The following is a 22,982-nucleotide window of genomic DNA, read 5'->3' as shown; positions in this document are numbered from 1 at the left end:
ACATGGGAGCGCGCCGATGGGATATTTCCTTTACTAAAACGTGGGCGACAGGGGATGCACCTTCTGGGTAGGCCTGTTGAGCCCGTCCGATTTTGGATCATCGTCTGGAGGAATCACATGCGAATTACTTCAAATATCGTCGCGTATACGATTGCCACGGCGTTTGTCATGAATTCAGCCGTGGCTGGCGGCGGGCTCTCGTTTCAGGCCGTGGCCTTGTCCGGCCAATCGGCGCCAGGTGCCCCCGGGCGATTTTTTTCCTTTTATTACCCGCCTGCGATCAGTAATAACGGGCGAGTCGCCTTCGCCGGATGGCTGACTGGTGCTACGTCCAATGATGAGGGTCTTTGGTCAGGGCTGCCGGGGTCGATTCAGCTCGTCGCAAGAGAAGGCAGCGTGGCCCCCGGAACGACCGCGGCTTTTTCAAATGGATGGCTATTCCCGTGGGTGAATTCATCCGGCGTCGTGGCATTCTCAGCAGCTCTGACCGGCGCAGGTATTGACTCGACAAACAACACGGGGATCTGGGTGGGAGTGCCAGGAGCGTTGGCGGTGGCGGCACGGGCCGGCAACCCCGCACCGGGAACGCCGGCGGGAGTCGTTTTCTCAGGCGGCATGCAAAACTGGCTCATGCTCAATGACGCGGGCCAGATCGTGTTTCGCGCCAATCTGGCCGGCCCGGGCGTCGACAGTTCGAACGATGCCGGAATCTGGGCCGGCGCGCCGGGGGCGTTGCAGCTTGTCGCCCGCGAAGGGGATGTCGCGCCCGGCTCCGGTGGCGTGTTCGATCTGTTTAACTACCAGTTTGAGGCTAACCCCGTTCCCGTGATAAACGCGGCTGGAGAAGTCGTCTTTTCAGGTCATTACACCAGCGGGCGTGGAATCTGGCGATGGAGCGAGGGCGAACTCGAACTCGTCGCGTTGACCAATACCACTGCTCCGGGCACAGGCGCCCTTTTCGAATACCTGTTCGATCCGTGGATGAACGCGTCCGGCAAAGTGGTGTTCAAGGCATCCCTGATGGGTGACGGCGTTGATTTCATGAACAATGCGGGAGTGTGGGCCGGCGTGCCGGGCGCGGTGGAGTTGGTCGTACGCAAGGGCGATCTCGCTCCGGACACCAGCGGACTGTACTTCGTGCTGAACTTCAGCAATGTAGGGCTGCTGTCCATCGATGACGCCGACGCGATCACGTTCCCTTCCTCGCTCATGGACAGCGGCGGTGCCATTGGCTCGCCGAATGGCGGCGTGTGGCAATACGGAGGCGGACCGAGCCAGTGGGCGGGAAGCAGCTTGGTTCTCCACGATACGCCCGCCCCCGGCCTTCCGGGAGTCAGCATCAGCAGTGTCTGGTCGATGGGCCCGCACGTGCCCTCAAGTGTTCCATTCTCCGCATATTTGAACGAAGGCGGCTCGAACACGGACAGTCTCTGGCTCAAGGATGTGGGGAGCCCACCACTCATGATTGCCCGCCAATACGATTCATTCGACATCGGCGGCGGGGTGATGAGGGACGTCAACTATATCCATGCGTCTGTTCAAGGACCCCAGGGGCCCTGCTACAACTCGAACCGGCAGATGGTCATCGGACTGGGATTCGTGGGAGGCTCGGCGGGCATCTTCTCGGCAAACATTCCTGCGCCGACGTCGCCGGCCGATATGAACTGCGACGGGTTGGTGAACGGCCTTGACGTGGACGGCTTCACGTTGGCGGTGCTAAACCCCGTGGCTTACGCTGCGGAGTCGCCGGACTGCAATATCCTCAACGGCGACATCAATCAGGACGGCAACACGGATTTTGCCGATAAGGATTCGTTCGTGGTATGCGTCATCAACAGCGGCTGCCCTTAGGCAAGGCGATCGACCGCCCCTACCGTCAGAGCATTCGGCGCCAACTCAGGGTCTGCATGCTGCCGTTCTCTGGGAATTCCGCTTGAATAGTTTTTTTCCTTCGCGGTCCACCTATGGCAAAGCAGAAGCACCGGTCTGCGAGGGAACTCCTGGAAGAGGGGATTTGCGTATCCGAATCCATCGCTAAACATGCGTCCAATTGGCCTTCTATCACGATTGCAGTCGCGATAAGCATCGAATTACATTCCGGCGATATGATTCGAGTTGGGCTAAATCCTCACTCTGGACGCGGTTCGATGCATTCCATGTCGTCGTGACACTGGCGGCACCGCATTGTGGGTGTCAATGTCAGTTTCTTGCTCTCCACGAAGCCCACCACAGCCGGTTGCATAAACGCCCACAGCTTCAAGGGAGCGCGCTGTCCCCGATTCTCCTTTAGTCCCTTATGGGAAGCAGCGATGCCTGCCAAGGCATCCCCCCGGGTGATCTGAGGGCCCTCGCCTAAGGAGCTATTTGTATGAAGCGGATGTTTCTGGTATTGACCCTCGCTAATGGCTTGGCATACGCCTGCAACGTGCAAATGGAAACCGGCATGGGCCAACCTGCGGCGGACTCCACTTCGGGAGACGGCCCGGAATTTACCGACGACTTTCCTGTAGTACATAACCTGAACGGCCCCTGGGAAGACTCTGGTCGCGAAGCAATCATTATGCAGACGGGAAGCCAAGTGACGGCTCTCTACAAGAATCCTTTTGTATGCGACCATGCCGACGGGACTGGACAAACCAGTGAAACGGACTTGGATTTCAATGCAACGCTGGCCGGCGACACTCTCACCGGGGAAACAAGCGTCTGCTTTCATGGGTTTAGTGACCCCAGTAAGAACGGCATTCGCATCGCGAACTTTACGGCGACCGTCAATGCAGACGACACTCAGATCGACGGAACGTGGTACAACGAGTCTACCGATTCCGACGTTCCTTTCTCTGCCACGCGGCTGGGGTGTCTGGAAAAGACCGCTGATGATTTTGGTCTGCCGCAGGGGAATTATGTAACCTCGGAATACAACGCCAATCGCGTCTATCGCTTTGATGGCAGCGTCCAGACGGTCCCGGACGATTATGTATTGAATCCGACTACTGATAATTTCGTCCGGCAGCACCGTGGGGTCGACTATTCCAGTCTCGATGCCGACGGCAATGTTGCCAATGTCGACTTTACCGCTGGTTTCAACGGAACCGTCGATGTTTTGGAAGACAGCGATTGGAATACGATCAACGTCACGCTGGCGAACGGCAACGTGGTGCAGTACCTGCACGCGTCGCACATCAATGTTTCCGACGGTCAGGCGGTCACGCCGGGAACCGTGCTGGGGCAGACGGGCAATGCAGGCCTCGGTGCAAATGGAGCGATACATCTTCACGTTCAGGCGAAGGATTCTTCCGGGAATTACATTAATCCGAAATGTGCCGATTAGCGATAACGGCCGCTCGCTCCTGCCGTGGAATGGAGCCGACGACAATGCGAGAGTGGATCGCATAGACATCTATTCGATTCGCGCGATTCTTCGCAACGCCAATAAGTTGTTGCCGACGGGCTGCTCCCACGGGCACCGGCGTCACGTCGTCGAACAATCACGAGGGCAATGGGGTGTTACCGACTTGGAATAGTCGTGACATGCGTCCTGAACGGCGGCTGCACTCGAGCCTGGGCTACCGGTGCCCGGCCGACGTCTGACGAACTGGTCAACGATCGCTCAAGAAAAAAGTCTCAATGGCAATCAGTGCGACACTCACAAAGGCTGCGCCTGCGACGGCCCCTGCACAGATCGGCTCCAGGTTCTGGACAATGCTGCGAGATAATTTCGCACCTGCGCCGGACTGTCGCCTTCCACAAAGCCAAAACACGGACGCGCCGATGAACATGGCCAGGCTGATGTCAAACGGAATCACAAACGCCAGGCCGAAGCCGATCGGCGACAATGGAAATCTCCCATTCGACCGAGTCCGCAGCAACTCCGCGAGAATTCCGACTATGACACCCACACTTCCGGCCACCACGGCGCTACTGGGCAAGCCTGACAGACCACCGGTCAAGGCCTCGGCGACGGCCCGCCAGACGACGACCGCGGGGAATGGATACTCCGCACGAATCAGCGAGGAGGGGCCGTCCTTCATGAAGACGGCGTAGAACACGCCTACCCCGGCAACAGCGCCGGATACCGCGCCGATGAGATGGCCGATCGCCTGGAGTCGCGGCTTCGCGCCGACCATGTAGCCGGGCTTGATGTTCTGGATAAAGTTGGAGGCCTGAAGGGCGACCTCGGCGCTGACCGATGCGGCAACGATGTTGCTGGCGATGTTATTCGGCGCGAGCGCCCCGCAGGCAAGCTGGGTGACCTTGCCGAGTGCGCCGTGCGGCGTCATCGAGGTCAGTGCCGTAGCCTTGACAGCAATGATGGTCAGGAAGAAGACCAGGGGGATGGAGATCATCGCGAGCCAGACGGCCACATCAAAAAAGCTGTGAGCCATCCATACGACCGCGCTGCCGGTAATTGGCAAGCCGGCGAAGAATATGCACGTGGGAATTTCGACCTTGCCCAGCGGATCGCCCGGCCTCTGGGACCCCGAGCCTGCCGACGGCCGCATCATGTTCGCAAACAACCGGCGATCAACGAAAAACGACCAGAGGGCCGCGCTGGTCATGATCGCCGCGCCGCACCAGAGCGACCACGTTGTGATCGCGCGAAATCCGACGGCGATCGAGCCATCGACCCCGGTCTGCGTCGCGATATCGCCCCGCTGGATCATCCACGGCGCAAGCACGCAGTAGTTCACCAGGGCGCCGATGATCAACGACAGACAGGTTCGCATGCCGATCAGGCCGCCGAGCGCGAGGACGGCAATATCCAGCGTGGGCCTCACTGTCAGTTCGCGTAGCGGTGTGCCTGCGATGGCCGGCACCCAGAGTCCCTGCTTGCTTGCAAGGCGGTAGTACCACGCATCCAGGGTCTCCGGGATCGTACAGAATCCCAGGCGAATCTTATGCATGATCGCCTCAGATTGAAGGAGTCGAATCATGCCGGCGACCAGACCTGCGCAGCCGAGCAATCTTGCGGGAATTGAAGACGAGCCGGGAACGCCGTCTTTCCCCCCCGCCTCTGGACTTACCCGCCGGCCCTCATCGTCTCGCAGCATCATGAGCATGACGCCGCAGGCCCGCCCCTCCGGAAAGGGAAGCTGCTCGTTATTGATGAATCGTCGCTTGAGCGGGATGGCGAACAGCACTCCCAGGCATGAAATCCCCAGCAGCCAAAGGATCATCTGCCACGAGGGCACGACCCGATCCATGACGACCATGTAGGCCGCCATGCTCGCAGTCAGCGGACTTGCCATGTAGCCCGCGGAAGATGCAATGGATTGAACGACCGCGCCCTCCTGGGAACCGAACCTGCGACCCAGCCCGATGCGATGCAGAAAATCAAAAAAAACGACCGCAAGCACCACGGCGGTGATCGAGGTGCCGAGCGTCGCCCCGATCTTCGCACCCACATAAAGATTCGTCGTGGCGAGGACCCCTCCGATGAGAAACCCGAAAACGATGACACGAATGGTTAACTGCGGCGCGTCCGCCTGATAGACATGGTCCAACCACCAGCGGTCGCGCTCGGCGGGCGTCATGCCGCTGACGGTGTCTTCAACCGATGCTGATGAGATCATGTATCGAAGTCCGTCGAAGGCAACGACAACTCATCCGAACAAATGGTCCTTTCAAGGGACCAGCCGGTACTCATGGTAACAGGATGCCTCACGATTTCCCGGTCGTTCTTCCACGGGCCCGATGGGGTGATTTGAGAAAAACGAACCGTGCGTAGACTTCGAAAGACGACTTGACGCTAAGCCTTTGGGAGGTCGTAGCGCAGAACAGCCAACGTGGGAATCGGCGGGTACTTCATGATGAACCGAAAGACGTGAAAGTCCTTATCCCTCCACTCCAATCGCCCAAAGACCGACTCGATCATACCGTGATACTGCGGCAGTTCCGGGGTCAGTACGGCGGATGAGCCCTTTCCGAGACTCTGAATCTTTTCGTAGAGCGGAAGGAGTCCGCGCTTACGGCCTCCCTTCGGAAACGGCGGGAGGCTGGGAAGCTGGCTGTAGAGGAATACGTCCGGCGAGAAGGCGTACTTCAAGTCCTTATGCACGAAGAAGTCGTGAATGAGAAGTTCCACGGGGGTATTCAATCGCGCGACATGCTCACCCATCGTATCGTTGGCCTCGGCGATGCGGCGAACGAACCGCCGGCCGTAAATACCGACAATGCACGTGGCCGCGGCCGTGTTTCCGATGGGCCCCTCGACGAGCTCATATCGAACGAAGCCGTCGGCGCCGAAGTCCGCGCGAATCGCCGGGATGGGATCGGAGCAGAACTTTCCGAGCAGCGGCGCACAATCCTCACCGTGATAGTCCGGGTCGATGGCTCGTAAGTCGCCGACAGGAAGAATGGTCCCGTCGTCGGTCGCTTTCCGCGCTGAGGCGATCGCCCAGGATGTGTCGCCGCGAAGTCGTCGAAAGTCCACCAGGCCGCTGAGCCAGGCGAGATCGACGAACTGCGGATCATCACTGGGCGCGATGAAGTTGACGCAAAGCTGCACGCGCGCCTGAACCCCGAATATCGCGCTGTTGCCGCGAAAGGAAAGTTTTCTCTGAGACTCGCCCTGCTGCTGGCCGTCCGTCGCGCGAGCCAGGCCGCCGATCATCATGTCGAAAGTTTCTCGATCACCGGCGTGAACTTCAATCAAATCGTCAAGTCCGCGCAGCGTGTCGTTGAGCGCGTTGAGTCCGGCGGATGGTGCGCCGGCCTTCCTTAATGAGTCGACAAGAATCGTCAGGCCGGCCTTTCCCGGCATGTGTGGAAACGCCGCGGCCGGATCGTGCTCGCGGACGATCCGGGAGATCTTCCAGGTGAGGTTTTTATTCAGGTGAAGCCGACGGGCAACGTCCTGCGGCTTGGATAAGTTCAGATCCATAGCCGTGAAGATCTCAGTGACGTTTGCGCGGAATTGCTCAAAAACGGTGCGGGCGTGCTCTTCGAAAGGAGGGAATGATGCTTCTGAGGTGTTAAGTCTTGAATTTGGCATAGATTACGTTCTGACAACTTCCGCCGGGCGACCTGGCAATAACCTCTACCAATCACTCTATAACAGTAATCAGATGGGATTTCAAGTACCACCAGAGATTTACCTGCATTTTTCCCCAGGGATACTTGTAAGGAAACGTCCAAGCTGGTAGAGTAACAAAAGTCCTCGCTGCGGGGTGAGACGGATCTGGACGCCAACTTGGGTGTAGTTCGATGCCAATCCAATCAATCCTGCATGAGTCCAATACGGTTTCTCAAGGTGCTTCCGCGGGCAATGACTTAACCGGTACGGCGTACCCGTCCCACCGAGTTTGATGAGGAACGTATCAATGATTCATATCCCCATGAGGCCATCGGTGTCGTCGGCGAATGCGACACATCGATCCGCGCCCCAGATCCCCGGGGACATCAGATACTCTGCTCAACTCATCAAAGCTCTCATGTTTGCGGCGATCCTCCTGCCAATTGCTTCCCGCCCTCTTGCAGCGAAGGTCCACTGGAAATCCGGTCTATCACCGATCGTTCAACAGACGCATGAGGCCGCCGTTGAGTTGCTGATGCAGGAAGGCGCCGAAGCGTCGAAGCATGTCGTCGTGGAGTTCGACGGCCCGTTGACGCATGCGACGCGCGAAAAGCTGCAAGCCTCCGGCATCATCCTCACGGAGCCTCTCGGCGGATTCGCATTCTTTGCCGACGTGCGCCGCGTTGCATCGCAGCGCGAACGGCTCTTCGACGTTCACGAACTAATCGGAGCTGAGCGAATCACTCCCGAGCAGAAGCGTCATCCGCTTCTGGCCTCGCCTGAACCACCGGCCTGGATCGTATTACCACAGGCTGAGAACACGGAGGCCACGGCCGGCGCGGCATCGCGGGTTGTGACCTACGTGTCCTTTCACAAGGGAACCTCTAGTAACAACGCCATTGCGGCCATCGGCTCGGTCGGCGGAAGAATCCGTTCCTGCCTCAAGAGCATGCCCGTCTTTCTCGTAGAACTTCCCTTCGACAAAGTCTCGCAGCTCGCGAATATCGACCAGGTGATGTTTGTGGAGCCCGCCTTGCCGGCACTCGGAACGGCGAACGCGGAAAACCGCGCCTTAACCGGCGCCAATGTCGTCCAGGCCGCCCCCTACGTCCTCGATGGAACAGGGGTCACGGTCATGGTCTACGACGGCGGGACGGTCCGCGACACACATTTCGACTTCGGCAATCGTGTCGTGCGAATGGACCCTGATGGCTACGGCGTTCACGCGACGCACGTTGCGGGAATCATCGGCGGCAGCGGCATCCAGAGCCTGAATCGCATTCAGCGCGGCATGGCCCCCGCCGTGAGCATCCTGTCATACTCATTCAACAGCCTTGAGCCTTTGGGCATCATATTTGTAACCGACCCCCTTGATCTGGAGTCCAACGTCACCGACGCCATCGCCAACGGCGCGGAGATCATGAACGCTTCGCTGGCGCTTAACCTGGCATCGAGCAGCTTCCTCGATTGTTCGATCGAGGGAGACTACACCGCCGTCTCGGGATTGATTGACGGCATCGTTCGCGGCTCATTGGGCCGACCTTTCATGTCGGTCTGGGGCGCAGGCAACGAGCGCAGCGCAGCGCGATGCGGAACGGCGTACGGCACGGTACCTCCGCCGCACGCGGGAAAGAATCACATCGTCGTCGGTGCTGTGAACGCCAATGACGACTCGATGACAGACTTTAGTAGCTGGGGGCCTGTCGATGACGGCCGCATCAAGCCGGACTTCGTCGCGCCCGGCTGTCAGGTCGGCGGCGATAACGGCGTCACCTCGGTGAGCGGGTTCGACAACACCGGATATGTCACGATCTGCGGAACTTCGATGGCCGCGCCGACCGTGACGGGCCTTTCCGCTCTGCTGATTCAGGACTTCAAGGCGCAGTTCCCCGATCGGCCGCTGCCGCGTAACGCCACGCTCAAGGCACTCCTCGCGCACACCGCCGTGGACCTTGGAAACGCCGGGCCGGACTATAAGTTCGGCTATGGCTCGGTTCGTATTCAACCGGCGATCGATCTGATGCGGACAGGCAAGTTCCGTGAGGACTCACTGACGCAGGGAGGCGCTTTGACTCGAACGATCAACGTGAGCGGCGGGACGCCCGAGTTGAAGGTGACGCTGGCCTGGGACGATTACCCGGCGGTACCCAACGTCGCATCGTCGCTGGTGAATGATCTCGAGCTGATCGTCATAAGCCCCTCGGCCACACGTTACTATCCGTGGACGCTTAATCCCGCGATGCCCGCCAATCCTGCCATTCAGACACAACCGGACCACGTGAACAACATTGAGCATGTGCTTGTTCAGAATCCGGAGGCGGGCGTCTGGACGATTGAAGTCTCCGGCTACAACGTTCCCGAAGGTCCGCAGTCGTTTTCGCTGGTCGGCGATGGCGCAGATCAGTCGGGCATTGCGATCGACTTCCCGGCGGGCCTTCCATCAATTGTTAATGCCGGCGAGGCACAGGAGATCAAGGTCCAGTTTCTTGCCGTCGGCGAGAACATCGTGCCGGGCAGTGCGATGCTGCATTACCGCCTTGGCGGCGGCGCGTTTCAGACTTTGCCGCTGACTGCCGATGTCGGCGCTGCGTACGTCGGTGTGCTGCCGGCCGCGACGTGCGAGCAAACCATCGAGTACTACGTGAGCGTCACCGGAACGGTCAGTGGACTGGTCCAGTCGCCGTTTGACGCACCGACGAGTTTTTACTCCGCGATTCTCGGCGCATCGGCGCCTGTCTTCGAGGAATCCTTCGAGACGGATAACGGATGGACAACGAGCGCAGCCGGCGCGACGGCCGGCTTCTGGCAGCGCGGTGTGCCCGCAACGCGGGGTCCGCTTGGGTTCGGCCCGCAGTATGACGCGGACGGCAGTGGGCAGTGCTTTGTGACCGCGAATTCGTCGGGGCCTGATGACGTGGACAACGGCAGCGTCATCCTCACCTCTCCGGTGTTCGATATGTCCGGCACGCCTTCCGAGATCACATTTGCGTACTACCTGTACACCAACGATCAGACCTCCGGTAGCGACCGGCTGACCGCGGAAGTGAGTGCCAATGGCATGGCAGGGCCCTGGGCGGAAGTCTTCCGATGGCACTACGCCACAGGCTCCAGCACGGAGACGTTCTGGCTTTTGGCAACGATCACATCGGACATGATGATCGCGGCGGGAGTCAGCCCGTCTTCGACGACGCAGATCAGATTCCTGGCGACGGATGTGGGCACCTCTAGCACCGTGGAAGCAGCGATCGACGCCGTTTCAATCGCGGTGACCCAGTGCGTCACAGTCCCCTGCGATTACTCGCAGGCTGATATCAACGTGTTTGTCGGCGAATTGCTGAGCGAGTTCCCGCAGGCCGGGCCGGATTGCTGGCTCGATCCGAACGGCGACGGAGATCTGGACGGCAATGACATTCAGGGATTTGTGGATGGCGTGTTGAACCCCTGACCACCAAAGGTGTGTCGTTGGTTGCGGCGAAGGCAGACAGATGCAACCTCGACTCATGAAGGCGGATGCTGAGAAGAAGTAAGAAGGAGTAAATGGTGAAACTTTCGAAGAGCACAATGATCGCGGTCGGCTCCCTGGCAATGGCCGCGGCATCCACTTCCGCCACTTCGCAGGTCACTTTCGAGATCATCGGTGCAGGCGGGGCAACTGATATTTCAAACGATGGAACCGTTATCGTCGGCAATACCAACGACGTCTACGAGACTTTCTACTGGACGGCCGAAACCGGAATCCTGCCGCTGGGTCGCGCAACGGTTCCAGCAATCGGCGTCGGCGCCGGAGCCCCTGAGGTATCGTCGGACGGCACGCGCATTTCCGCGACGATTCTCACCGATGACGGCATGTACGCCACACAAGGCATATGGGACATCAACATCGGCTGGCAGCAGTGCATACCTCCGGTGCCGCCGGATGGAGGCGTCCTCGATCAGTCGTATGGTTCGGCGTGGGGGCTCTCCGGCGATGGCGCCACACTGGTGGGCTTGTACTGGCGTCCGGGGCAGCCGGGCGGCTCTGCGCACCCGAGTCTGTGGACGCAGTCGGGAGGACTCGTCGACCTGGGAACCCAGGGAGGCAGCGGTCGCGCGAACGGCGTGAACTTCGATGGATCGGTCGTCGCCGGGTGGATCGAGAATCCCAACTTCGGCAACTGGTGGCCGACCGTATGGGTCAATGGTGTTCGCACTGTTCTTAAGGAGACTGAGGGGTTTGCAGAGGCCAGCGCTGTCTCGTCCGACGGAACGATCATCGTTGGATCATCGTGGTTTCCTCCGATCGGCCCGTTCTCGGTCGAGGAGGCCGCGATCTGGCGATGGAATGGGTCAGCCTGGGTCGAACAACAAATCGGAAAGCTTCCCGGAACGGCGTCACCGTTTGGCGTCGCAATTGCCAATGGCGTGACGGCGGATGGAAGCATGGTGGTCGGCTACAACCGATTCACCCATCCCGGCAATGCCACCGGGTTCATCTGGACGGAGGCCGGCGGGCTCGTCGATGTCGCCGCGTATCTCACTGCCAACGGCGTGACGATCCCGGCCGACTTCGACATTCTCAGCCTTTCGGCCATCACCGACGACGGAAGCGTGCTGGTGGGGAACGGGCAAGACCTGGTCGAGCCCTACACGGCGCGGAGTTTCCGCATCGATCGTTGTGCGCTGCGCGGCGATGTGAACAAGGACACCGTCATCGACGGCGCCGACATCGCCGGGTTTGTCCGCGCGAAGCTGGGAGAGCCGGCGCTCGCCGGGGAAAACCAGCTTTGTGCGATTTACGGCGGAACCCTGGTGGATGACGTGGCCGCATTTGCGGCAGACTTGCTGGGAAATTGACTGGACTGAGAAATGGTCGCCGCTGATGCGGTGCATTCTGCGAACCAGACCTGCACCGCGTGAGCGGGACCCGATTGTGTCAGTGAATCGTGGATGGAAATCTGTATGCGAACTTTGGAGGGGTCACTTGTAAGCCCCGAGTTTGTGATACAGGAAGAACTTCCTGTCTGGAGGAATTGATTATGAGATCGTTTGGTATCATCACATTGGCTGCCCTCGCCGTCGGGATCGTGAGCTCCCAGGCGCAGGCGAGCGTGATCATCACGCAAAGCGCCGCTCCGGCGCCGACCTATTCCATTTTGCTCAACTTTGACGAACCAGGCGGCGCAACCGGCGTCAATGTCCCGAATAATTCCTGGTCGGCCGCTCCCTGGAATATTCCGGTCTTTCAGTCGGGCGACACCATCGCGAATTTTGTGGGCGACAACTCCGGTGCGACGGCTCAGGGGACCAACTCGTACTATGGCCCCTTCGGCGTCTTTATCGAGTTCGGCCAGGACCTGACCGAGTTGTCATTCCAGGGTTGGGACAACGGCGGCCCGCCGAGCCCGTTCGGCGGCGGCGCGATTGTCGCAGCGTTCAATGACGGCGTGGACGTTGCAGTCCTGCCGATCACGCCCGCCTGGGGCGGCGTCGGTGACTCGTGGTTCAACATCACGACGACCGGCGGCATGGTCTTCGACGAACTGCGGTTCCTTGGTTTTGACTTCTTCCCGCAGTCGGTCGTTGACAATCTCTCGTGGAACGTCGTTCCAGAGCCGGGCAGCCTCGCGCTGCTGGGTCTCGGTATTGTCGGCGTCCTTCGCCGGCGCGCCCGGTAGTTTTCAGTATTCCGGGGGCGGCGCAGCAATAGGACTGCGCCGCCTTCGGATGCCCTATTCAATGTCAGGTCCACGCAATCAAGTGGGCCGCGATTCACTCTTTGTTTGAGCCCGTATTAGCAAGCAGCACAAGAAGAGGGACCCATGCGCATCGTCACCGCAAGTATCTCAGCCTTTCTCGTTTCGCTTTGCGCGCTCCCCGCGCATGGCGCCATCATCGCCTCCTACGAAATCATTCCCGGCTCCTTCAGCGCCAACGACATGTCTCCCGATGGTCGATTCATCGTGGGTGACACGGATCTGAACGGAGATTTTGTGGCCGATGGGACCTATCTCTACGACACCGTCACCGAAGTCATGACGCTTCTCCCACCGGAGGGATCGCGCGCCACCGCGGTCTCGGATGATGGAACTGTTATCCTGGGAGACATGCCCGATCCCATGAGTCCCGATCCCCAGCTCGGCGAGACCGCGGCCATCTGGACCGCATCGACCGGCTGGCAGAGCCTGGGTTACTTGCCGAACGCATTGGAATGTCCCAGCCGGAGCAACGGATACGAACTCTCCGCCGACGGCACGGTCGCCGTGGGCCTTTCGTGGAATGGATGCAGCGGCCGCGGGTTTCGCTGGACTCAGGCAACAGGTATGCAGGAATTGCAATTCGTCGGCTTTGGCGGCAACCGGGCGTCGGTCCTCTCCGCAGATGGAAACCTGATCGGCGGATTTGCCCAGGGAACATCCTCCCGCACGCCCGCCATCTGGAACGGGCTGCTCACCGGTGAGACCCTCGACCCAACCGCCGCCGCCCGAGGCGAAGTCATGGGCATCAACGACGCCGGGACCATCATGCTCGGCACGTGGGCGACAACGGAGTCGGACAATCGAGCCGTCAAATGGACCCTCACCATGTCCGGCTGGCAACGAGAGATGCTGGGGACGGGATCGATGCAGAACTTCTGGGTCGGTATCCCCATGGACATCTCAGACCAGGGCACCATCGTCGGGTTCGACTTTCGTCTCGGCAATCGGGTGGCTTGGCTGCTCGAAGGCGGTGTGCCGCCCTACCTCGATCTGAAGACATACGTGAATGCCCACGGCGGCGCCATCCCGCTCACCGACACCCTTCCCGTGTGCCAGGCGATCTCCGCGAACGGTCGCCGAATCATCGGACACGGAGGATCCCGCGCCTGGATCGTCACGCTCGATCTACTGGGTGACATGAACTGCGACGGGAATATCGACGGCGCCGACGTTCAGGCTTTCGTGCTTGCCCTCATCGACACTGCGCAGTACGCGGCTGAATTCTCGAACTGCAACATATTAAATGGCGATTTCACGGGTGACGATGCGACGACCATAGCCGACACCGCCGACTTTGTATCCTGCTTGCTGACAGGCCCATGTCCTTGAGTGTCGTACGACCTGAGATGATGACGCCGAATCGCCATTTACTCCAAGCCGTGGATCCGGGGTGAGAGTCCCGGTGCTCCCTGGTTTAGTACCTCACCGTCCCCTGCTTTGCTGCCCTGAAGTCGATGAATCGCCTGCTCGCAGGACTTAAGCTCTTCGGCCAGATCGTCGGGTACCCCTTGATCGCCTGCGCTGAGTCGCCCATCGGCGCGAAGCTTGACGAATTCATCGTGGCATTGCATCAGCGCCGCGTTCGCCCGTCGCCAGTGAGACAATTGGACTTCAGGACTAGCGCCTGGTCGCTCCGTCAGGCGTTTCTCGAATTCGTAGCGCTTGTACTTGGAGACGGCCCAGTCTCGACGAATCGACACATCCCCACCCAGACGATCGAGCGCAGCCTGCGATAAAGACTCGAACGCATCAAAGTACCTGGCTGCCTCGTCCATTCGACCCAAGGCCATTGCCTGTTCACCGAGTCGGCAGTGCGCCGCACGAAGATTCGTATTGACCCGCAGGTTGTTGGGCTCGAGGTCGGCGAGTCTTCGCGTGACTTCCAATGAGCGCTGGCTCTCGCCCATCGCTTCCTCATTGCGCCCCAAGCCCTGCAATACGGCGGCCAGATGGTCCAGTCCGGTCGCGTAGTCATTTTGGAATCGGCTGCTATGGGTGTTCTCAACTGCCAACTGCTCGAGGATTTCCAAAGAATCCCGGCGAAATTGCAGGGCGCGATCCAACTCGCCCTGAGCTTCAAAGACCCCCGACTGAAAGGCGATGATGGAAGCCAAGTCATGGCGCAATATTGCATTCTGGGGCTGCTCCGAGATCAACTCGCCGATAAGTGCGCGTGACTCGTCAAAAAGCGCCATCGCCTGCTTTGTCTGCCTTGTATCGATAAGCAGCTCCGCCAATGTCCGCAAGTCGAAGACGTGTTCCCGTTTCAGGCCGGAATCATCAGGATGCGAGCCCCGGAGTAACTCATTAAGCGCCCGGGCCCGCTCGCAGAATTCGCGATACTCGTCGCGATTTCCAAGAAGGCCATGGACTTCCGCTAACTTGTGATAACACTTCCAGAGCTCGCGGCACGGCTTTAGTTTGTGCGGCTGAAGTTGACAGAGTCGCTCAATGAAGGGGAGCCCGTGACGATAATGCTGCAGAGCCGACTTAGGATCGTGAAGATTCTCCTGATGAGGATCGCTTAAGACGTCGCCCAATCGAAAGTAGGCGACGCCAAGTTCATTCTGCATCCCAACATCGTCGGGCGAAACGTCCTGGGCCAGGCTGTCCAGGTATTCCAGTCCCTTTCTCACGATCAATTCGCGCGCGGGCAGGCTTCCGGCCAGGTCGGAAATCATCGAGTCGAAGTCAAAAATAAACGTGCCGGCAAGCTTGCGAAGTTCGTTGAAACGGTGCGTAGCGCGCGTTTCCGCGGACTCAGCCGCGACTTTTTGCCGCTGCACTTCGACAAGGAGGATACCTTGTCGCTGATACATCACTGCCAGCGCGACTGCGGCGACGATCACCACGATCACGATGAGTACCGCAGCCGTGGCCGCGGCTCGATGACGCTGAAGCGTCTTCTTAACGATGTACCAATGACTGTCGCGCTTCGCCTCAATCACTTCGCCCGCAAGCCACCGCCGAATGTCACGCGCCAGTTCCCCGGCCGTCTGATATCGGCGGTCTCGTTCCTTGGCCAACGTTTTGAGAATGATGGTATCGACTTCGTCTCCGATGACTCGAAATGGGCGGCCCACGGTGGTCGCAGTCGCGGACAATGCCTCCATTGCCCGACTGGGGCGCATGGGCGGCGTTTCCATCACGTGACGCAGCACCGTCGTCATGTCGCCGTCGATCGGGTAGGGGTAGCGTCCGGTTAGGAGCTCAAAGAGAACAATCCCAAGTGAATAGACGTCGCTGCGAATATCAATTTCGTCGGCCTTGCCCCCCGCCTGCTCGGGAGAGATATACGGCAGGGTGCCTGCCACCATGGCCGTTGTCGTCATAATGGTAGCGTCGACGGATTGAGGCGCTTGCTTGGCCAGTCCGAAATCAAGGATGCGCGGCTCACCCTTCTCATCCACCAGAATGTTCGACGGCTTCAGATCGCGATGAATGACGCCGCGCTGGTGTGCATGGTTTACGGCATCGCAGACCCGGGCGAAGAGCTCCAGCCGGCTTCGTAGGTCAAGCCGGCGCTCCGCCACGAAGCGATCAAGCCGCTGGCCGCGAATGAGATCCATGACGCAAAACTGTCGCCCGTCTGCGGTCACACCGGAGTCAAGAACCCCGATGATGTTGGGATGTCGCAAAGAAGCCGCGAGTTCGACTTCGCGTTCAAACCGTCGCCGCGTTTCTCGAGAGGCCCAGGGCCCCTCCCGCAGGACTTTGACCGCCACCTCGCGCCGGGTGGATTTCTGCGTCGCTCGATAGACGATGCCCTGACCGCCGCGACTCAACTCGTCGATCAAGTCGTATCCGGCGATAACTCCTGCGGAAATTCGATCGGCATCCGAGGATCCGCGATTCTCGCCGCCCGGCGCCGGTTTCCCCGCTTCTCGAAGGCGCAGGACCCAGCTCTCGTGTTCCCTCTGAAGCTGAGCATCGCTCTGGGCACACCGCGCACAATGATCCAGATGCGCGCGAATTCGCTCTGCCGCCAACTCGTCCAGTTCGCAGGCATGATAGCTGCGAAACTCAGACTCGGTCAGGCAGTTGATAAGTCGATCACTCGAATGTGTCGTCACCGAGAAGCTCCCGCATCTTGTCAGCGATACGCTCCGTCATTCGCCACTTGATCGTGTAAAGATGGTTCGGTTTGATGTTCAGCTCCTCGCATATCTCATCCACGGGACGCTCTTCGATGACATATGCTTCGAACGCTCGATAAGTCGTCTCTTCGACCTCTCCGCTCAGGTGTCGCAGGCAGTGCCACAGATGCTCCTGCCGCCACAACCGGTCGAATTCCTCGTCGGGAGAATGCTCCCTCGATACCAGACCGTCCAATCCGTCATTTTGAGCGCCCCGAGTTCGACGGTCGCGGTGCAAGTTGCGGACCTTGTTGTTGACGATCGTCCGCAACCAGCCCTTGAAGCGCCCCCTGCCGGGGTCATACTCAAACTCGCTGATATGCGAGCTAATCGCGGACATGCATTGCTGGACAATGTCTTCGGCGTCATTGTTCGTTGCCCCGCATGCCCTGGCATATCTCAGCAATAACGGGCGATATATCTGATCGAACACCTCCCAGGCCGCCGCATCGCGGGGATTCTTGAGACGCAAGAGCAGACTTGGCCGAGTGGTGTCCACGAAGAAATGTCTCCTTCGGACACCATCTTACCGCCGGACGCGGTCATTGCCGTCGTCAAAGCTCCTAATTCTCCATACCCGCCGAACTCTGTCTTCTCACAACGGCTTTCCTGGCCCGGAAAAAAATGCTCCCCCGTTGGGACAAGTCCAGTCCGCGTGTGAGAAGCAGTGTGCGACTGGGTATCCACTATTGACCGGCCGAATTCAATCGACTTCCTGGGAGAGCTTCTCATGTGCCAGCGAAATCCGATTACTGCTACAACATTCCTTTTTTCTCTGTTTTCGTCGGCCGTGACCTATGGCGGTCCAAATGCCAGCTTCCAAGGAATCGGCGACCTCCAGGGCGGAACCGGCAGCAGCTTTGGATTTGCCATTTCCGGAAATGGTCTCGTGATTGTCGGGTCGAGCACTTCCGATTCCGGAACGCAGGCCTTCCGCTGGACTCAGGCCGGCGGGATGGTCGGACTGGGCGACTTGCCCGGCGGTGAATACGGGAGCGGAGCCTCGGAAACTTCGGCCGACGGAGGCGTGGTCGTAGGAGGCAGCTTTTCAGCGAACGCCGACATCGGCCAGTATGAGGCATTTCGTTGGTCCGCAGCCACCGGCATGGTGGCCATGGGCGACCTTCCGTTGTCGCAGTTTCGCAGCACGGCGCACGGTGTCTCCGCAAACGGATCGGTCATCGTGGGACAGGGAGCTTCGCTTGCCGCGGGTTTCAATCGAACGGAGGCTTTTCGCTGGACACAAGCCGGAGGGATGGTCGGGCTCGGCGACCTCGCGGGCGGCCTGTTCTGGAGTCGAGCCATGGCTGTGTCGGCCGACGGCGCCACCGTCGCATGCGCCGGTTCGACGGACATCGGATTCGAACCTTTCATCTGGACCTCCGCCGGTGGAGTTGTTTCTCTCGGCGCAGGGCCGGGCAATTATGTTGCCGGGCCTCCCTTCGATATCTCAGCGGATGGAACAACAATCGTCGGTCATGGCACCGACTTTTCAACGGGGCAAATCCTTGCGTATCGCTGGATTTCCGGTTCCGGCTTTACTCTTTTGGGCGATCTCCCGGGCGGCAGCGTACACAGCATCGCGTACAGCGCATCGAGCGATGGATCAGTGGTCGTTGGCGAAAGCATGACCCAGGCGGATCGAGAGGCGTTCATCTGGAATGCGAATTCCGGCATGCAGAATCTCCGCAATTTGTTGAGCAGCCTGGGCGTGAACATGACCGGTTGGACGTTAAGGTCCGCCGAGGGAGTCTCTGACAACGGGCGCGTCATTACCGGCTGGGCGACGAATCCTTCAGGGCGTAGCGAGGCCTGGATCGCCACGCTTCCGGTAGACGGCGACGGTGATGGATATCTACCGCCGGCCGATTGCGATGACGGGGATTCGTCGATTCATCCCGACGTGACGGACGTGCCGGATGATGGGATCGATCAGGACTGCAATGGCTTTGACACCGTGACCTGCTTTGTTGATGCCGACACCGACGGTTTCGGCTCGAACAGCACGACCCTTTCCGCAACTGGAGGCTGCGACGCCGCGGGCGTGTCGGACAATAACCTTGACTGCGACGACAGCGATTCGGATCGCTTCCCAGGACACGCTGAGATTCCGTACGACGGAATTGACCAGGACTGTGACGATTTGGATGTGACCGACGTGGATTCCGACGGCTTCGATTCCGTGGCCGCGGGCGGGACCGACTGTGACGACAACGATCCGGACACGTATCCAGGCGCGCCCGAGACCGCGGACGATGGAATTGACCAGGACTGCAACGGCTCAGACACGGTGACTTGCTTTGTCGATGCCGACACCGATGGCTTTGGTTCGGGGGCGACTCTACTGTCCGACGACGGTGGATGTGCTGAGGCCGGCGAGTCGGACAATGATCTCGACTGCGACGACGGCGATTCGGATCGCTTCCCAGGAAATGCAGAAATTCCCTATGATGGGATCGACCAGGACTGCGACAATCTCGATTTAACGGATGTCGATTCAGACGGTTTTGACGCCCTCTCGGCTGGGGGGACGGACTGCGACGATCGCAATCCAACTGTTCATCCATCTGCGGAGGAAGTCTGCGACGGCCTCGACAATGACTGCAACGAACAGATTGACGAGGGTTTCGCCGACGCCGATACCGACGGCGTCACCGACTGTGTCGATGACGACCGCGACGGGGACGGTGTCGCAAACGAACTTGACGGCTGCCCGGACGACGCTGTCAAGACCGACCCGGGCACGGCGGGCTGCGGGAATCCGGAGCCCTCGCCTGCGGATTCAACCGACCAGGACGGCGTCACCGATATGGTTGAAGACGGCGCGCCCAACGGCGGCGACGGCAACAACGACGGCATACCGGATAGCTCCCAGGACAATGTGACCTCACTTCCCAACGTCAACGGCGACTATCTCACAATCGTTGCGCCGGCGGGGATGTATTTGACTGAAGTTTCGTCGGGCGCGAATCCCGACCCCGCGACGGCTCCGCCGGGGATCGTTTTTCCCGCGGGATTTGTAAACTTCACGGTCTCGGGGCTCGAGCCTGGGGCCTCAGTGCAGATTCAAATCATCGCACACCTAGCGCCGGGCACAATCCTCGACACCTATTGGAAACATGGCCCGAGCCCGGATGAGGGCGCGCCGCACTGGTTCGAGTTTCAATTCGACGGAACAACCGGCGCCCAGTTCAGCGGCCAAACGGTAAGCCTCACTCTCGTCGATGGACAGCGCGGCGACTCGGATCTCTCAGCCAACGGGACCATCGTCGATCCTGGGGCGCCTGCGACAATGTCCACGGACAACGGATCTCCATCGCCGGCCGGGCAGCCGGTCGGTTGCTGCGCGCAGGGAACCCTTTCAACAATCGGACTTGTTCTCCCGGCGGTGTTGATTGAATGTCGGCGGAATCGAAAACGCGGGAAAGCCGCGAATGGGTTGTAGGGCATATTCCAGGCCATGCGATCCCAATTGCCTTGTCGTCGAAGCAGCGCCAATTGTCTTTCGCTATTGCCTACACCTCGGACGATCCATGTTAGGCGACGAAAAACTGAATTGCAGGCCAATGCACTGGGAACAAGGAACCCAAACGAGTGCAATAATGTCAACCGAACGGCACATCGATCACCCTGGGCCAAGGGTTCAACCCGTGAAGAAGTTCATCTTCATCGGATTACATTTGACAGTGGCCATCCCTCTTGCGGCTCAGCTATTGATTCCTGTATGGATAAACAAATATGTTGAGGTATGCCGATAGTATTGAGCATGAGAACGCATGGGAGCCCAGCGGAGCTGGAGCGGCGGCGGCAGTGGTTGATCCAGCGGTTGCTGAAGGGCGCGAAAGCCAACGGCTTTCCGACCGACCTCTGGACCTGTCCGCGCATCGTCGAGGTGATTCAAAGGCAATACGGCGTCCGCTATCACGTGGACCATATTCCACGATTGATGGCGTCGCTGGGTTGGTCGTGTCAGAAGCCCGAACGGCGGGCCATCGAGCGCGACGAGCCGGCGATCGGGCGGTGGGTTGCGAAGGACTGGCCGCGCATAAAAAAACGCCGCACGACGCCAAGCCCACATCGTCCTGCTCGATGAGGCCGGTTTTCTCATGCATCCGACGGTCCGGCGGACTTGGGCGCCTCGAGGACAGACGCCCGTTCTTCGCCAGCGCGGCCGAAGTCACCAAAAGGTCTCCAGCATCGCGGCCCTCTCGATTTCTCCGCGGCGACGGCGACTGGGTTTGCACGCCCACTGGCACCCGGACGCCAACATTGGCTCGGACGAAGTCATTACCTTCCTGTCGGCCCTGCTTCGTCACCTGCGCGGAAACGTCATTCTGGTCTGGGATCGGCTCAACGCCCATCGCGCCGTCGCGGTGCGGGAGTGGCGGACGATCTACCCTCGCCTGGATATGGAGTGGCTCCCGGCCTACGCCCCGGAACTCAATCCGGTCGAATACCTGTGGGGTTACCTCAAGTACCATCGATTGGCCAATCATGGACTTTGCGAACTCGATTCGCTGCACGCCACCGCCTGCATCGAATTCCGCCGCCTGGCTGGTCGCCAATCCCTGCTTCGCTCCTTCGTTCATGCGGCCAAACTTCCCATACGGCTCAAATGAGGAAACGTGTCTTTGTCTATACAGGATTCAATAGTTGGATCGGACAGAGAGTTGAGTCACCGCGGGGGATTGGGAGGAATCAAGGTCAATTGGCCGAGCCATGTGGTAATTCGGCAGCAGCCGGCGCGTGCGATGCGGTGCCCGTCTCCTGATTCCCTTGCGCCTCAAGACTGGCCAAGCCACGCATAAAGTATCCACCCGAGATGGTAAGGCCGATCCTCATGATCAACTTGCCCCGGCGGAAAAGCTGCGTCGAGAAATCCGAGCCGTGCACTCGGCAGGAAGTACGAGACCACCGCACGTACTCTGCGAACAGTCTTGGCCGGATCACTTCGTCGAACACTTCGCCAGATGAGCATCGAGTCCTCCTTAACAAGACTCGATTCGGTTTCTTGCTTCTCTTCCAGCCATCTCAGTCCCAGGTCTATAGCGCTCCGATGATCTGGACCGCCGGCCTCGTAAAGCTCAAAAAGGCCCATTGGAGCCATCGAATCCTGATGCACGGTATACACCGGATAGCCCTCGATCACGGAACCCTGCCGCACATCATAATGCCACCACCATTGCCCTTCCGGCCCTTGAAGCCGCACGATTTGATCGGCGCACTCCGCCGCAATTTCCAGCGCGACTGTATCTCCCGTTGCCGAATAATAGCGCGACAGGGCCTGAATCGAGTAGATCTGATCTGCAAAACACCCGACGTGAGATCGATACCAGGGCGCAGCATCGGCGGAAGTCCAGTGTCGGAATAGTTTACCGGGACGTGAGTACCCGGCCACCAATCGTTCGAAAGCGATCCTCAGCTCGTCGTGGCCGGCACCAGCCGTAAGCGACGCCGCCAGTGCCGAAATGCTCCATGCCGCGTCGACGGTGGTCAAAGCACGATCGCGCACGACAGCCTCGCGCAGCTTCTTTGAGGCGCCAGTTTCGCCAAGAACGCCAAGTTCGGCCGAGGCCCAAGTGTAAAGTGCGCAGTCACCGGTTCCGTGACATCCAGCTGTTTCCGCCGACGTCTGCTTACAAAACTCGCGGGCGCTCTCTCCTTGGAAAAGAAATCGTTGCGCAGCCTCAGGCAACAGGCGTGAGCCAAGTAGCACAATGCATGTGTAGCGAAAGCTTTTTCCGTCTGACACGAGCGATGGCCCCTTTGCTCTTCGCGCAAAGGCAAAACCTCGACCCTCTCGTGCAGCCATCGTTGGAAGCCCCCGCAACGCAACGTACAGACACCGCTCCGCAGTATTCCTTTGAGCGCTTTCTGCGATCCTCGGCGACTTTTCGAACAATTCGCGACATTTTGCCCCCTCGCGCCACTCACTCGCGAGACCACACAACTCCTCGTTTTTACCGACGGTTTCCTGAGTCAAGTCGCCACCCTTTATTAAGACACAAACACAACGGCGCGTCTATCGCCCTCGCCCATTTTCTCGGCTGAGTACTGCGGACAACCAAAACCATTCCTGTTCGACCGAATTACTTCTGA

14 protein-coding genes are annotated in these 22,982 nt (G+C 59.5%); 9 read left to right on the top strand and 5 right to left on the bottom strand.

Going from position 1 to position 22,982, the window contains the following annotated elements:
• The first annotated feature begins 117 nt into the window (after positions 1–117).
• Together HS101_19660 and HS101_19655 are read left to right on the top strand one after the other, a co-directional pair.
• Positions 118–1,851 (top strand): hypothetical protein, encoded by a 1,734-nt coding sequence (locus HS101_19660; protein MBE7508478.1) that lies wholly within the window; start codon positions 118–120, stop codon positions 1,849–1,851.
• Positions 1,852–2,368: 517 nt separating this feature from the next.
• Positions 2,369–3,328 carry a M23 family metallopeptidase gene (locus tag HS101_19655; GenBank protein ID MBE7508477.1) on the top strand — a complete coding sequence of 320 codons (960 nt, stop codon included), beginning with the start codon at positions 2,369–2,371 and terminating at the stop codon, positions 3,326–3,328.
• A gap of 268 nt (positions 3,329–3,596) precedes the next feature.
• On the opposite strand, the gene HS101_19650 is transcribed toward HS101_19655, so the two are convergent.
• Together HS101_19650 and HS101_19645 are read right to left on the bottom strand one after the other, a co-directional pair.
• Positions 3,597–5,570 carry an OPT/YSL family transporter gene (locus HS101_19650; protein ID MBE7508476.1) on the bottom strand — a complete coding sequence of 658 codons (1,974 nt, stop codon included), beginning with the start codon at positions 5,568–5,570 and terminating at the stop codon, positions 3,597–3,599.
• 176 nt (positions 5,571–5,746) lie between these two features.
• Positions 5,747–6,880, bottom strand: coding sequence for a hypothetical protein (locus HS101_19645; GenBank protein ID MBE7508475.1), 1,134 nt, complete (start codon positions 6,878–6,880; stop codon positions 5,747–5,749).
• A 667-nt stretch (positions 6,881–7,547) separates the two neighbouring features.
• Here HS101_19645 and HS101_19640 point away from each other — a divergent pair.
• The 4 genes from HS101_19640 (at position 7,548) to HS101_19625 (ending at position 14,076) form a co-directional block, all read left to right on the top strand.
• Complete coding sequence (locus HS101_19640; protein ID MBE7508474.1) at positions 7,548–10,457, top strand: S8 family serine peptidase; 2,910 nt, start codon at positions 7,548–7,550, stop codon at positions 10,455–10,457.
• Between the two features lie 92 nt (positions 10,458–10,549).
• Entirely contained in the window at positions 10,550–11,845 is a 1,296-nt protein-coding gene (locus HS101_19635; protein ID MBE7508473.1) for a hypothetical protein, read from the top strand.
• 182 nt (positions 11,846–12,027) lie between these two features.
• A complete protein-coding gene (locus tag HS101_19630; protein MBE7508472.1) occupies positions 12,028–12,666 on the top strand; it encodes a PEP-CTERM sorting domain-containing protein in 639 nt (212 codons plus the stop codon).
• A gap of 144 nt (positions 12,667–12,810) precedes the next feature.
• The gene (locus HS101_19625) at positions 12,811–14,076 is read left to right on the top strand and encodes a hypothetical protein (protein MBE7508471.1); all 1,266 of its coding nucleotides are present in this window, start codon (positions 12,811–12,813) and stop codon (positions 14,074–14,076) included.
• A gap of 38 nt (positions 14,077–14,114) precedes the next feature.
• Here the strand turns inward: HS101_19625 and HS101_19620 are convergent, their stop codons facing one another.
• Together HS101_19620 and HS101_19615 are read right to left on the bottom strand one after the other, a co-directional pair.
• Complete coding sequence (locus tag HS101_19620; GenBank protein ID MBE7508470.1) at positions 14,115–16,820, bottom strand: protein kinase; 2,706 nt, start codon at positions 16,818–16,820, stop codon at positions 14,115–14,117.
• A complete protein-coding gene (locus tag HS101_19615; protein MBE7508469.1) occupies positions 16,801–17,382 on the bottom strand; it encodes a sigma-70 family RNA polymerase sigma factor in 582 nt (193 codons plus the stop codon). The genes HS101_19620 and HS101_19615 overlap by 20 nt, the downstream gene beginning before the upstream one ends.
• 231 nt (positions 17,383–17,613) lie before the next feature.
• On the opposite strand from HS101_19615, the gene HS101_19610 reads away from it, so the two are divergent.
• From HS101_19610 to HS101_19600, 3 genes are all read left to right on the top strand, one after another.
• Entirely contained in the window at positions 17,614–20,328 is a 2,715-nt protein-coding gene (locus HS101_19610) for a hypothetical protein (GenBank protein ID MBE7508468.1), read from the top strand.
• A 321-nt stretch (positions 20,329–20,649) separates the two neighbouring features.
• Positions 20,650–20,976, top strand: coding sequence for a winged helix-turn-helix domain-containing protein (locus HS101_19605; protein ID MBE7508467.1), 327 nt, complete (start codon positions 20,650–20,652; stop codon positions 20,974–20,976).
• Positions 20,977–20,989: 13 nt separating this feature from the next.
• Positions 20,990–21,502: a transposase gene (locus tag HS101_19600; protein MBE7508466.1), complete on the top strand. Its 513-nt coding sequence runs from the start codon at positions 20,990–20,992 to the stop codon at positions 21,500–21,502.
• A gap of 164 nt (positions 21,503–21,666) precedes the next feature.
• Here HS101_19600 and HS101_19595 read toward each other — a convergent pair whose 3' ends face one another.
• Positions 21,667–22,635 carry a hypothetical protein gene (locus HS101_19595; GenBank protein ID MBE7508465.1) on the bottom strand — a complete coding sequence of 323 codons (969 nt, stop codon included), beginning with the start codon at positions 22,633–22,635 and terminating at the stop codon, positions 21,667–21,669.
• Positions 22,636–22,982 lie beyond the last annotated feature (347 nt).

This window comes from Planctomycetia bacterium (assembly GCA_015075745.1).
Classification (GTDB): domain Bacteria; phylum Planctomycetota; class Phycisphaerae; order UBA1845; family UTPLA1; genus UTPLA1.
This window is presented reverse-complemented; position numbering and strand designations above follow the sequence as displayed.

Bases quoted from the DNA above. Each gene is read 5' to 3' on its own strand.
- HS101_19655 (MBE7508477.1), top strand. From the start codon at position 2,369: ATGAAGCGGATGTTTCTGGTATTGACCCTCGCTAATGGCTTGGCATAC.
- HS101_19650 (MBE7508476.1), bottom strand. From the start codon at position 5,570: ATGATCTCATCAGCATCGGTTGAAGACACCGTCAGCGGCATGACGCCC.
- HS101_19660 (MBE7508478.1), top strand. From the start codon at position 118: ATGCGAATTACTTCAAATATCGTCGCGTATACGATTGCCACGGCGTTT.
- HS101_19635 (MBE7508473.1), top strand. From the start codon at position 10,550: ATGGTGAAACTTTCGAAGAGCACAATGATCGCGGTCGGCTCCCTGGCA.
- HS101_19630 (MBE7508472.1), top strand. From the start codon at position 12,028: ATGAGATCGTTTGGTATCATCACATTGGCTGCCCTCGCCGTCGGGATC.
- HS101_19645 (MBE7508475.1), bottom strand. From the start codon at position 6,880: ATGGATCTGAACTTATCCAAGCCGCAGGACGTTGCCCGTCGGCTTCAC.
- HS101_19625 (MBE7508471.1), top strand. From the start codon at position 12,811: ATGCGCATCGTCACCGCAAGTATCTCAGCCTTTCTCGTTTCGCTTTGC.
- HS101_19640 (MBE7508474.1), top strand. From the start codon at position 7,548: ATGCAGGAAGGCGCCGAAGCGTCGAAGCATGTCGTCGTGGAGTTCGAC.
- HS101_19610 (MBE7508468.1), top strand. From the start codon at position 17,614: ATGTGCCAGCGAAATCCGATTACTGCTACAACATTCCTTTTTTCTCTG.
- HS101_19600 (MBE7508466.1), top strand. From the start codon at position 20,990: ATGCATCCGACGGTCCGGCGGACTTGGGCGCCTCGAGGACAGACGCCC.
- HS101_19605 (MBE7508467.1), top strand. From the start codon at position 20,650: ATGAGAACGCATGGGAGCCCAGCGGAGCTGGAGCGGCGGCGGCAGTGG.